At 40.3% G+C, this 12,972-nt stretch carries 8 protein-coding genes; 7 read left to right on the top strand and 1 reads right to left on the bottom strand.

Going from position 1 to position 12,972, the window contains the following annotated elements:
• Window positions 1–159: 159 nt before the first annotated feature.
• Together UR08_RS09975 and UR08_RS09970 are read left to right on the top strand one after the other, a co-directional pair.
• Entirely contained in the window at window positions 160–3,486 is a 3,327-nt protein-coding gene (locus tag UR08_RS09975; protein ID WP_115753785.1) for a SpaA isopeptide-forming pilin-related protein, read from the top strand.
• 414 nt (window positions 3,487–3,900) lie between these two features.
• Entirely contained in the window at window positions 3,901–5,655 is a 1,755-nt protein-coding gene (locus UR08_RS09970; RefSeq protein ID WP_165849983.1) for a Cna B-type domain-containing protein, read from the top strand.
• Between the two features lie 64 nt (window positions 5,656–5,719).
• Here the strand turns inward: UR08_RS09970 and modA are convergent, their stop codons facing one another.
• A complete protein-coding gene (modA, locus tag UR08_RS09965) occupies window positions 5,720–6,505 on the bottom strand; it encodes a molybdate ABC transporter substrate-binding protein (protein ID WP_115753489.1) in 786 nt (261 codons plus the stop codon).
• A gap of 149 nt (window positions 6,506–6,654) precedes the next feature.
• On the opposite strand from modA, the gene UR08_RS09960 reads away from it, so the two are divergent.
• From UR08_RS09960 to recQ, 5 genes are all read left to right on the top strand, one after another.
• Window positions 6,655–7,086: a VOC family protein gene (locus tag UR08_RS09960; RefSeq protein ID WP_115753488.1), complete on the top strand. Its 432-nt coding sequence runs from the start codon at window positions 6,655–6,657 to the stop codon at window positions 7,084–7,086.
• A 338-nt stretch (window positions 7,087–7,424) separates the two neighbouring features.
• A complete protein-coding gene (gene abc-f, locus UR08_RS09955) occupies window positions 7,425–9,044 on the top strand; it encodes a ribosomal protection-like ABC-F family protein (protein ID WP_115753784.1) in 1,620 nt (539 codons plus the stop codon).
• Window positions 9,045–9,184: 140 nt separating this feature from the next.
• A complete protein-coding gene (locus UR08_RS09950) occupies window positions 9,185–9,862 on the top strand; it encodes a Crp/Fnr family transcriptional regulator (protein ID WP_115753487.1) in 678 nt (225 codons plus the stop codon).
• 55 nt (window positions 9,863–9,917) lie between these two features.
• On the top strand, window positions 9,918–10,454 hold the full coding sequence (locus UR08_RS09945) for an O-acetyl-ADP-ribose deacetylase (RefSeq protein ID WP_115753486.1): 537 nt from the start codon (window positions 9,918–9,920) through the stop codon (window positions 10,452–10,454).
• Window positions 10,455–11,172: 718 nt separating this feature from the next.
• A complete protein-coding gene (recQ, locus tag UR08_RS09940) occupies window positions 11,173–12,954 on the top strand; it encodes a DNA helicase RecQ (protein WP_115753485.1) in 1,782 nt (593 codons plus the stop codon).
• The last annotated feature ends 18 nt before the right edge of the window (window positions 12,955–12,972 follow it).

Genomic DNA, 12,972 nt, shown 5'->3' with positions numbered 1-12,972 from the left:
TCAAAAATTGATGAAAATGGCGTTTGTGAATCTCGTTGCATGATATGCTAAATTCATAAATGTGTATGCAAGGAGGTTTTTGTGTTCAAAACTTATCAATGAAGAGAAAAAGAAAATTTGCATTAAACTAAATTACTGATGAATGGAGAGAAGTTTGTGATGAAAAAAGTTAGTGTTCTCTTTCTAGTTTTTGCATTAATTATTTCTTCGTGTTTAGCACAGGTTTCAGCGAACACAGAGGGAACAACGGCAAAAACTGTGAATAGTAGTATAAAGGTAAACCCTAATCCAATAAATCCTGCTCAAAATGTTGCTGTAGGGGTAAATATTAATGGGAGTGCAGGAGATTTTCAATCATCGAATGGAGACGTAGTTATTACTATCCCTAAAAATACAGTTTCGGATCCAAGTGAATTAAAACCGACTGGGGATGTAAGCCCGTTTGTTTACAGCGAAACAGTAACAGATGAAAATGGAGACTATAAAATTATTCTGAAGCTAGATCCAGACCAAGTTGATCCAGACGAAGCTATCAATTGCTCATTTACGATCAATTATAAAGCTCCTTTGTTTAGAGAAGATGATGAAGCTACATTTACTTTAGACTACGCAGGTGAAACAAAGAAAGAAGATGTACAAATCATTGGTGGAACAACACCGGCTGACAAGTTATTTTATAAATGGTATCAATATGCAGTAGATGAAGATTCAGTTGGGCTTTTAGATACTGATGCGCCAGGGAAAAACCGCTTTTTCCTAGCAGTAAACTATGCAGAGCTGGACTTACACAATGTTGTTGTAGAAGATACACTTCCAGCGGGCACAAGTTTAACGTATCCTGATCCTTTTAGTAAGGCGACGGGGGATATAACACCAGTTGACAACATTCGTATCATTCAAATTGAAGGTTTCAACTCGAAACATGAGCCGACTGGCTATCACTACGTAACTGAAAAATTTGCAGATCGGATTTCCTACGATGCGACAGCAAATAAATTACGTGTGGACTTTGGTGATATTAATAATGATGAATACTATCTAATTGAGTACGCGCTGCAAGTGGATGATCTAAATATGGGCACCCAAAAGAATTCAGCAACGCTAACATCTTCTGAATATCAACGTAATCGGGAATTTCCAGTTAAACCTCGGATTACTTCGAATAGTAGTTTTTCTTTAAAGAAAAGTGTAAATAAAACACAAGTAAATATTGGCGAGAATGATCTGGAATATACACTTGAATTTGGTGTGAAATCAGGAGCCAGCATTCCGGCGGGCATCTCCATTTCCGACCCATTACCAGATAAAATGACTGTGGCTGAGGTTACTTCAATTAATAGTGATTACTTTGACTACAATGTTTCAGATGATGGCACAGTTCTAAATTTAGTAACTAAAAAGGAAATTGGAATTGGAGATACACAAAAAATCACATTTAGGGTCAAAGTAAAAGATCCAGAAGTGGGAGACGTATTTGACAATAAGGCTATCCTGCACATTGCGGATAGTGATTTATATACAAATACGGCAACAACAATTGTATATGATGGCCGAACTCAGATTATTAAAGAAGACGACGCTACAAAGGAACGTTTAGCTGGCGCCGAATTTACAGTTTATGATAAAGATCGAAATGTAGTATTTGTTGGAACAACCAATGAAAAAGGCGAGTTGATGACAGATGCGCTAGAAATTGGAGACTATACAGTTGTTGAAACAAAAGCACCAGCAGATTATGAGCTATCGAAAAAAGAATACCCAATTAAAATCACTGGTAAAGAAACAGCGCCAATAAAGATAGCTATTGATAATACGCTTATCCCAGGTAATGTTAAACTCATTAAATCCGATGTTGCAGACAAGTCTGTATTACTTCCTGGAGCAGAATTCAAGATTCTTGATGAAAATGGCAAGGTCGTTCGAGAAAACTTGAAAACAGATGAAAATGGAGAAATCCTTGTAGAAGGACTTGCACCAGGAAACTATTCGTTTGTAGAAACAAAAGCGCCAGCAGGCTATGTACTTGATACAACACCAATTAAATTTACGATCGAGAAGTCGCAGAAAGAAACGGTAGTTGTGAAAGCCACTAATAAGTTAGATGTTGGTTCTGTAAAAGTAATAAAAGCAGATAGCAAAGATAAAAGTGTCTTACTAGCGGGTGCTGAGTTTAAACTTCTGAACGCGGACGGTCAATTGCTTCTAAATGGCTTAAAAACGGATGAAAATGGTGAATTACTAATTGAAAATTTGGTGCCAGGTGATTACCAACTTGTGGAAACAAAAGCACCAGCTGGTTACCTACTTGATGAGACACCAATTAAATTTACGATCGAAAAAGAGCAGAGTAAAACTTTAAACTTAACAGTTACTAACGTGAAAGACTTAGGTTCTGTAAAAGTTGTAAAAACAGATAGCAAAGATAAAAATCAATTGCTAGCGGGTGCTGAGTTTAAATTACTTGATGCAAAAGGTAATGTGCTTCAAGAAGGTTTAACAACAAATAAATCAGGTGAATTAGTTATTAAAGATCTAGTACCAGGTGATTACTCACTTGTAGAAACAAAAGCACCAGAAGGTTATTTACTTGATGAAACTCCAATTAAATTTACGATTGAAAAAGAACAAAGTAAAGAATTGCAACTAGGAATTACTAATGTAAAAGATGTTGGAAATATCGAGATTGTTAAAGTAGATAGCAAAGATAATCAAGTTTTCCTTAAAGGAGCAGAATTTAAGCTGCTTGATTCAGATGGAAATATGCTCCAAGACGGAATTGTAACAGATGAAAACGGAAAAGTTCTCATCAAAGATCTAGTGCCTGGAAACTATCAACTGGTAGAAACAAAGGCACCAACCGGATACTTGTTAGACGAGACGCCAATTCTGTTTACAATTGAAAAAGAACAAAAGAAAACATTAGAACTTGTAGTTGAAAATGTAAAAGATGTTGGTGACGTTCAACTGGTAAAAGTAGACAGTGCGGATCAAGCGACTAAGCTTGAAGGAGCAGAATTTAGTTTACTTGATGCGGATGGTAAAACGATTAAAACGAATTTAACTACGGATAAAAATGGTCTTATCATCGTAAAAGATCTAGAACCAGGGAATTATAGCTTTGTAGAGACGAAAGCACCAACAGGATACAAACTAGATAAAACTCCAGTTGCATTTACGATCACTGAAAAACAAGCAGAGATGGTATCTGTGACGAAAGAAAATGTAAAAGAAGAAAAACCTGGAAATCCAGACCCAGATGGCGACAAAAATGTGGGCGGCGGATCTTCAGGAGATAAAGATAACGGCAAAGATAAAGACAAAAATACAAATTCAAACAATAACAACTCAAATGGTGGTAATAATCAAGGAGACTCCAATGGTTCAAAACTTCCTACTACAGGGGATGAATCGTTGATGATGGTTGTATTAGCAGGGCTTCTATTGATGCTTCTTTCAAGTTATTACCTTAAACGTAAAACGCATTAATTGATTGATCTTGAGCGAATTTTCGCTCAAGATCTTTTGCTTAAATAAAGAATTTTAGTGCGTTTTTCGAATGGAAAATTTGATGTGTATTATTTGCTATAAAATAAATAACAAGGTGGAAATTATGTAAGGGTCTAATGCTTTTGGCTTCATGAGTTGTCCACTGTATTTAGAGGGTGAGACTTAATTCTGTTCATTTTACTTGTTGCCTAATAGATTGGTTTTTGGCGGAAGAAGTGAGCCAATATGATGTTTAAAGAAAATTAATTTGTGGAAAAAGACTAAAACCATGGTTTTGGTCTTTTTCTATTAAGGGATCTGCCATAAAAATGATAGACATAAAAATTAACCGCAAGGAGCTACGAAGTTCAGCTAAGAACTATCATTGTTACTTTTTTAGGGGGAGAGATGACAATGAAAAGGAAGATGAACAGTTGGCTGCTTGTCTTTGCTTTGCTTTTTGGCATGTTTGTCAATTTTGCAACGCCAGCATCGGCCGCTGAAAACTTGGATGCGAGTCAGTTTGTGAAAGGGGTCTCGCTTAGCAATTCTTCGGGGCCGGTTGGCGATAAGAAGATTAGTGACGCTTCATCTGTGAATGCTACATATGATTTGACTGTTGGAGATGGAAATCAAATCGACACGAGCCAACCTTATACAATGCCTTTGCCGCAAGAATTGAAGTATGAGACGACCACACCGATTGAACTTTTCACAACAAATGGAGATCGACTTGGAAATGTGACCATCCAAGCGGGGACGATCGCGATTCATTTCGATGAAAATGTGAAATCAATGCGCAATGTGGAAGTGTATTTTAACTTTTGGTCGAATTTTAACAAAGGAACCTTGGATTATGAAAATGGGAATGATTTAGCTTTTCCGCTGCAAACCAATCCGAATAATACCATTCATGTAAACTTTTCGAAAAGCATTTCAGGTGGCGGCTCGGGAACGAGTGCGGTTTCAAAGCTGCTAACCTATGATCAAGCGGATCCAACGATTGTACACTGGACGGTGACTGTCAATAATGGTGGGTATGAAGTAGCGGATTCGGTTTTTAAAGACACGATGGAAAATACCCAAGATTATATTCCAGGCTCAGCTAAGATTCAATATCGGAATTGGAATAAAGCGGTGATTGAAGAAAATACGAATGATATTCCGTTCACAGAAAACGCAGATGGAACGAAAACGGCGCAATTAGATTTTGGCTATTTAACGAGTGCTGATGCGAAGGAAGACACGGCAAGAACATCTGTCTTGGTTCGCTATGACACCAAATTAAATTATAATGCAGAAAACAACCGTTTCCCGAATCGTGCTTTTGCTTATGATGGCACGGAACTGATTGATGATGCGGTTTCTACGGCGACTTACCGGGGACAGGGCGGTGGCGGTTCTGGTGACGGCTACATTGATGTTGACGGCGAGAAACACTGGGACGACTACGAAAATAAATTTGGAACGCGGCCAGCGAGCATCACGGTTGAGCTCTTAAGAGATAATCAAGTCGTGGATGAAACGAATGTCACGAGCGACGGCACGGATGATTGGAATTATGCGTTTAAGGATTTGCCTGAGTACAAGGAGACTGGCGAGAAATACGTGTATACGGTTCGAGAAAAGAGCGTGCCAGAAGGCTATACGAGCGAGGTAAGTGGTACAGATATTACGAACCATTATGAAAATACGGAAGAAACAGCTGTTGCAGGAACGATTGATTGGAATGATTTAGGAGATGAACTTGGTATTCGTCCGGATGCGGTGACTGTCGAATTGCTTCAAAATGATGACGTGTATGATGAACAAGTTGTGAAGCGTGATGAGTTCGGTGTTTACAAGTATCATTTTGATAATTTACCTAAATATGATGAAGACGGAGATGCTTATAAATATACGGTTCGGTTAAAAGACGTGCCGGATGGTTATACGGCTGTTGCAGGTGATTCGGGGATGACTTATCGGCTAGATGATGTTACAACTGGGAAGGCGCTTGCGAAGCAACAAGGAAGCAGTGCTGATCCAACCGGGCAGGTTACTTTGATGGGCTCGAGTTCTGAGGTGTTACCACCAACAGGGGATGACGATGGGATTCCATTTGGTGGGCTCGCGGGATTTAGCTTACTAAGCTTAGGCGCGGCTTTATTATATGGACGGAGATTTTAAATAAAAGCGAGAAGAAACACGACTTTAGGTGTTTTTTCTCGCTTTTTGATGTGTAGTTTGAAAATTATTTTCCTGGTTTAAACCCATATTGCTTCAGAACTTTCTGTGCTTCTTCGCTGCGCATAAATTTCATAAAAGATTCAACATTTTTCTTGTGTTCCGTGTCCGTTACGATTCCAGAATAGTAGCCAATCGGGGCATGCAAATCATCTGGAATTGATTGAACGACGCTTACTTTTTTTGAAATCAAGGCATCCGTTTCATAAACAAAGCCAGCATCAGCATTACCAGCTGCCACATAAGAGAGTACTTGGCGAACATCTGAAGCGAGTACAAGTTGGTCTTTCATGCCATCATATAAATTCAGCTTTTCGAGTGTTTCTTTCCCGTATTTTCCAGCAGGGACGGATTCCGGATCTCCAAGAGCAAACTTTTGATAAGCTTTCAGTTTTTCTGCTAAATCAGCACTCTTTTTGGATTTGCTCGATGTCGGTTCAATCAAAACCAGCGTATTTTGTGCAAACTCAGCTTTAGATGTTGCCTTTTTCGCTTGAACTAGTTTGTCAATGTCGGATTCGCTTGCAAAAAGTACACCGTCAATTGGAGCACCACTTGTAACGCGTTCGCGAATTTGACCAGATCCGGCAAAATCAAAAGTCAATTTTGTGCTAGGATATTTTTTTTCATAAAGCGGTTTGATCTCGTCAATCGCATCTTTTAAACTAGCAGCAGCTGAAATATGTAAATCGATTTTTTCTTCTTTTTTAGACGAGTTAGCCGTATTTCCACAAGCTGTTAAAATAGCTAGTAGAAAAAGGACGGTTAGGATGCCCAAATTTTTGAGTTTCATAAGTTAGCCTCCTTTTCTTCTCTATTTTACCGCAAAGAGAGAAAGAAACTCTAGTTGTAACTAGCAAACTTTAAAAGTTGTAGGGTTTTCCCGGAACGTTTATTTCCATTACAATGTGGGAAAGTTCTACTGAAAGGAAAGGTGAGAGTATGCAAGCAGTTGAAATGGATTTTATTGTAGAAGATAGTCTAGCCGCGTTCGCGCTTTACGAGCGAATTTTTGATGCGAAGCGGATTGAAGCCACAAGCTTTGCGAAAGGTCAAAATGAGGCGGTTTTTGAAATTTACGGGACAAGGTTTCACATGCTCGATGCGAATGCGGATGCAGGTCTTGCGGCACCCGATCCGAAAGAAAATTTGCCAATTTGGTTCAATGTAACGGTGGAAGAAATTTCAGAAGCTTACAAGCGGGCGATGGATGCGGGCTGCACGGAAATTCAAGCCGTGACCGAGATGAAAGATTATGGCGTTAGCAACGCGATGTTTAAAGATCCTTTTGGCTATATTTGGATGCTGCACCAAGTTCATCGTGAAATCAGTTTTGAAGAGCGAGAAGCGATGCACCGCAAGAATATGGAGTAGGGCTTGGCTACTTGACAGTAAAACGTTTTCACGTTATTCTTAAAGCAATTAATTAGCGAAAGTAGGTGAGATTCAGATGTTTCTTTCAAAAGCGCAAGCAGGATTTTTAGCATATTTATACACTGTTCGTGCGATTTTTTCCAGAATGACAGTTGCAGGGGACAAGTCTGCCCTTTTTTATCAAAACTGTATAAATGGAAAATAAGTTGAGAAGCATGGATGAATCTCCGAGTTGAAATAATGGAGGCACCGGACGCTTGTCTGGTGTCTTTTTTGTGTATAAAAATGTTTCACATGAAACATTTGTGCTTTTCTTCAGGAAAAGAGGAGAAAAGAAAATGAAAATTGTAGATTTGAATCAAGTAACGAAAAGTTATGCTGGCGATAAGGTGCTCGAAGGGATTTCGATGCAAATTATGGAAGGCGAGCGGGTCGGGTTGATTGGACGAAACGGCGAAGGGAAAAGTACGATTTTAAAATTGATCGCCGGGATGGAAATGGCAGATAGCGGTCTTGTTACGCGGAAGAAAGATGCAGTTATTGGGATGCTGCGGCAAATTCCAGAGGAGTTTTCGGAACTAACTGTCGCTGAAGTGCTGGAGCGAAGTTTTGCAGAGCTTTTGGCGATTCAAAAGCAGATGGCGGACTTGGAACGGCAAATGGCAATAGATGCGAGCGAGAAAGTGATGGAACGCTACGGAAATTTGATGGCACAATTTGCGGAGCAAGGCGGATATGAGATGCAAGCTGAACTTGGAAAGGTGGTCGCCGGGTTAGGACTTGCGGAGCTTGTAAATAAAAAATGGCAGGCGCTAAGTGGCGGCGAAAAGACCAAAACGGCTCTTGGTGCGTTGCTACTTGAAAAACCGGAATTGTTACTTTTGGATGAGCCGACGAACCACTTGGATTTAAAGGCAGTAATTTGGCTAACTAAATTCTTGCAAGGCTATAAAGGAGCCGTTTTAGTCGTCTCACATGATCGTTATTTTCTCGATGAAGTGGTGACAAAGATGATTGAGCTTGAAAATAAGGAGCTGATTACTTATCAGACAAACTTTTCGGGCTATTTGAAGGAACGTGAAGAGCGACTTTTACGCGAATTTCAAGCTTATAAGGATCAGCAAAAGAAAATCAAAAAAATGAAGCAGGCGATCAAGCAACTGCGCGAATGGGGTGCGCGAGCTAATCCGCCAAATGATGCTTTTTTCAGACGAGCGAAAAACATGGAACGAATGCTCGATAAAATGGAGAAAGTAAAACGACCGGTTCTTGCACAAAAAGAAATGAATTTAGCATTTGAAGAGTCGAAGCGAAGCGGAGACGAGGTGGCAAGTTTCGAGGGTGTGAGCAAACGCTACGGGGAGAAAGTACTTCTAGTGGACGAAATGTTGTCGATTCGTCAGAAGGATCGTATCGCGATCGTAGGCGATAACGGGGCCGGAAAGTCCACGTTGCTTAAACTTTTGATTGACGCGGAAGAACCTGATGCAGGCACTGTAAAACTAGGTTCTAGCGTTAAGCTAGCCTATCTTTCACAACAAATGGAGGAACTTGATGCTCATGAAACAGTGCTAGAGGCTTTTCGAGACAAGGTACGCGTGACAGAAGGAGAAGCGCGAAATATGCTTGCTGGATTTATGTTTTATCAGGAAATGGTATTTCGTAAGGTGGCAAACCTGAGCGGAGGAGAGCGAATGCGATTACGCCTAGCTAGATTCATCCATCAGCCCGTTAATACGCTAGTTTTAGATGAGCCGACAAACCATCTTGATATTGCTTCCCGTGAGGTTCTCGAGGAAGCGCTACGTCATTTTAAAGGGACCATTATTACCGTATCGCATGACCGTTACTTTATCGATCAGATTTGTTCAAAAGTGCTTCATTTGCAGAATGGTCGGTTAAAAATGTATTCAGGAAATTATACGTACTTTGTTCAAAAGGTGAAAAAGAGTACGTAATCCCTAAATTTAAAACTGAATTTGTGTCTTTTTTGTGAATTTTTATTTGCTGGGTCAATTTTTTTCTGGAAAAGTGTTAACATCTGCTTATTTATAAAGTATGATTGCATCAATAAATACATTTTAAGGAGATTGTGAAGATGTACATGACAAAAGAACGAAAAAAAATGTATTCAGCAGATACAATTCTAACGCTTTGTAAACAAGATCCAGAATTTAATAAATATGCAAAAACATTTTATTTTAAAAAAAACCAAAAAATATTTGATTTAACGGATAGTAGCGGGAAGATTTTTTTCTTAATTACTGGGGTATTAATGTTTACCGTTCGATTTGGCGAAAGTGGAGAGGACGAAATCATTTTAAACTTCTTGAAAGAAAACAAATTGTTTTCTAAAAATATGCTTGCACAGATTTATCCTTCAACAAGTGAAGCGAAAGCTCTTTCAGATGGTGCTTGTTGGGCGATTGATCGATACTTTTTTGACCGTATTTTGACGGAATATGATGTGAAGGAACAATTCATTATTCATGAGTTATTAGGCCTTTCACGGGATACGTTCAGTCATTTGCGGAAAAGTACAACTTCGAAAGAGGAGCGCGTTAGAATGTGCATCAAACAAATCGGTGAGCAGCTCGGAACGAAAGGTGAAAACGGGGAAATCGTTCTGCCTGCTGCAATTACACAACCGATTATCGCGAATTTCTCGACGGCAACACGTGAATTTGTTGCATTAATCATTAAAAAATTAACGTCCGAAGGGATTTTACAAGTGCGTCCGAAGCCTTGGATTATTTTGGATGTAGATCGTTTGTGAGACGCTGGCACTTTCTTTTTCTATCGCTTACAATAGAAAAAGGAGGTGCTTTTTCGTGGAAGTGAAATTGATAAAGGGCGACATTACAAAGGAAAACGTGGATGCGATCGTAAATGCCGCAAATCACACGCTTTTAGGTGGAGGCGGCGTGGATGGAGCAATTCACAAAGCGGCAGGACCAAAACTTCTAGCAGCTTGCAAAGAAGTGATTAAGCGGATTGGGAGCTGTCCGACGGGAGAAGCAGTTCTGACAGAAGGCTACGAGCTTCCAGCGAGTTATGTGATTCACACGGTGGGACCAGTTTGGCATGGCGGAGATAAGCAAGAAACAAGTTCGCTCGCTTCTTGCTATTTTAAATCCCTTGACCTTGCAGCATCCAAAGGACTGACAAGTATTGCGTTTCCGAACATCTCAACGGGTGTTTATGGTTTCCCAAAAGAGCTTGCCGCGGAAGTTGCAACGTACACAGTGAAACAGTGGATCGAAGAAACGGCGTACGATTCAACGCTTAAAGAAATCCATTTTGTTTGCTTTGACGATGAAAACTATAAGTGGTATGAACAAAAAATGGTAGAGCAAAATTTAATTTAACTTTCAAGCAAGCCGCGAAAAGAATTTCGCGGCTTGCTTTATTTTTAAAAAGGCATCATGGTTTTCTTAGTAAACTTTCATTTTTTCCACAGTGAAATTTAGTTAAAAGTGGTTAATATGTATTTATAAGCTAACAACAAACAACTTTTTCATTCTTTCCCTTTTTTGAATGAAAATCTCAAACTCCCTTTTTGACCAGTGCGGTTTCCTCCCTTTTTTCCGCACTGGTTTTTTGTGTACAAAAATTCAGTTGTGACTATTTTGCAGATGAAAAGAAAAACTTTATTTTCTTAGTGAATTTTCATTTGCTCCACAGTGAATTTTAGTCAATGAAAAGTATGATATATGTATAAGCTAACAACAAACACAACATTTTCATTTTCCCCTATAAAATGAAAATCCCAAAACTCCCTTTTTTGACCAGTGTGGTTTCCTCCCTTTTTCCACACTGGTTTTTTGTGCGGAAAGTAGGAACTGTAGCAATATTTTAAATGTCGAGGTCAAACAGCAGCTGCCTTCAGATGGATTGTTTAAATGAAATTAAAATTCAGGTCAAAAGGTTTTTGGGACATGTCCCAAAAACCTTTTTTATGGTTCAAAATGATAAGGGAGGCTTGGAAAGGAGAGCTTTTCCCCGAAAATACGTTTTTCCCCAAAAGGGTTTTATTTAGCCTTTAAAAGCTTTATACTGAATGTAATGAAAAGGAGGCCGGCTGCGATGATGGAAGAAGCTCGTGCGGTTTTGCAACAACAATTTGGATATGCAACTTTTAGAGCAGGGCAGGAAGATGTAATCGCGCATTTGCTCCGTCACGAGGATTCGCTTGCTGTCATGCCAACTGGTGGCGGGAAATCGCTTTGTTATCAGATTCCGGCGCTTATTTTTGACGGATTGACGATTGTTGTTTCGCCGCTTATTTCGCTCATGAAGGACCAAGTAGATGCGCTTCAGGCAGCGGGGATTGGGGCGACGTTTATCAATAGTTCGCTTACGATGCGCGAAACGAATGAACGACTGAATTTGATTCGTTCCGGAAGTGGCATCAAACTGTTATATATTGCCCCTGAACGGCTTGAGGCAGCTGGGTTTAAAGAACTTTTGCAAGAAGTGGAAGTGTCGCTTTTTGCGATTGATGAGGCTCACTGTATTTCACAGTGGGGGCATGATTTTCGGCCAAGTTACTTGCGGCTGTGTGAGCATTTGAATGAGATGCTTAATCGGCCGCTTGTCGTTGCCCTTACGGCAACGGCAACCCCGGCTGTCGCAGATGACATCTGTAAGCTGCTTCGGATTCGGAAGGAAAATCGCGTGCAAACGGGATTTTCCAGGGAGAACCTGGCATTCCAAGTGGTCAAAGGCCAAGATAAGGATCGCTTTTTGATTGACTATTTGCGGAAAAATGAAGCGGAATCCGGGATTGTCTATGCGGCTACCCGCAAGGAAGTCGAGCGTATCGAAGCGATGCTCGTGAAATCGGGCATCAAAGCGGCAAAGTATCACGCGGGACTCTCGGATAGCTTTCGGGAAGAGACGCAGGAAGCTTTTCTTTATGATGATGTTCAAGTGATTGTCGCAACTAATGCCTTTGGAATGGGGATTGATAAGTCGAATGTGCGCTTTGTGATTCATTATAATTTGCCGCGGAATATGGAAGCTTATTATCAGGAAGCGGGCAGGGCCGGTCGGGATGGCCTCGCGAGTGATTGTATCTTGCTTTTTTCACCGCAAGATGCACATTTGCAGCATTATTTGATTGAACAATCGGAACTACCGGAAGACCGTAAGGAAAATGAATTTCGTAAATTGCGAGAAATGACGGGGTATGGTTACACGGAAATTTGTTTGCAAAAATATATCGTGCAGTATTTTGGCGAGGAATGTGAAAACTGCGGGAAGTGCAGCAACTGTTTAGATACTCGCGCCGAAACGGATGTGACGATTCTAGCGCAGCAAGTTTTTTCTTGCATCAAACGAATGGGCGAACGATTTGGTAAAGTCATGGTGGCGAAGGTGCTCACAGGCTCTAAAGATCAAAAAGTGAAGCAGTGGCATTTTGAAACGCTGAGCACACATGGCCTGATGAAAGATCAGTCACAAAAAGACGTTTTACAATTGATTGATTATTTAACGGCCGAAAAGTTTTTAGCAGCGGCGGATGGACAGTTTCCGTCTCTTCATTTAACTGCTAAAGCCGTGCAAGTGCTTCGCGGCGCGGAAAAAGTGATGCGGAAAGAAGCGGCTGAGGCAACTCGGATTGCTGTAGATGTGGATGCAGGGTTATTTGAACTACTGCGCGAAAAACGGCGTGAACTGGCAGAGCGAGATCATGTGCCACCGTATGTGATTTTTTCGGATGAAACGCTGCGCGAAATGTGTCGCTATTTGCCGCAAAATGAAGAAGAAATGTTGCGAATTAAAGGCGTTGGAGCTGTGAAATTGGAAAAATATGGTATGCTCTTCTTGCAAATTTTACAAAATGAAAAGATTGAACAAGATTGAAACAAAGAGAGGTTTAAA

The organism is Listeria kieliensis (assembly GCF_003369925.1).
Classification (GTDB): Bacteria; Bacillota; Bacilli; order Lactobacillales; family Listeriaceae; genus Listeria; species Listeria kieliensis_A.
Note: the sequence above shows the minus strand (reverse complement) of the source record. Positions and strands in the feature narration are given on the sequence as shown.

Excerpts from the sequence above, each read along its gene's own strand:
- UR08_RS09975 (WP_115753785.1), top strand. The coding sequence starts at position 160 with ATGAAAAAAGTTAGTGTTCTCTTTCTAGTTTTTGCATTAATTATTTCT.
- UR08_RS09970 (WP_165849983.1), top strand. The coding sequence starts at position 3,901 with ATGAAAAGGAAGATGAACAGTTGGCTGCTTGTCTTTGCTTTGCTTTTT.
- modA (WP_115753489.1), bottom strand. The coding sequence starts at position 6,505 with ATGAAACTCAAAAATTTGGGCATCCTAACCGTCCTTTTTCTACTAGCT.
- UR08_RS09960 (WP_115753488.1), top strand. The coding sequence starts at position 6,655 with ATGCAAGCAGTTGAAATGGATTTTATTGTAGAAGATAGTCTAGCCGCG.
- abc-f (WP_115753784.1), top strand. The coding sequence starts at position 7,425 with ATGAAAATTGTAGATTTGAATCAAGTAACGAAAAGTTATGCTGGCGAT.
- UR08_RS09950 (WP_115753487.1), top strand. The coding sequence starts at position 9,185 with ATGTACATGACAAAAGAACGAAAAAAAATGTATTCAGCAGATACAATT.
- recQ (WP_115753485.1), top strand. The coding sequence starts at position 11,173 with ATGATGGAAGAAGCTCGTGCGGTTTTGCAACAACAATTTGGATATGCA.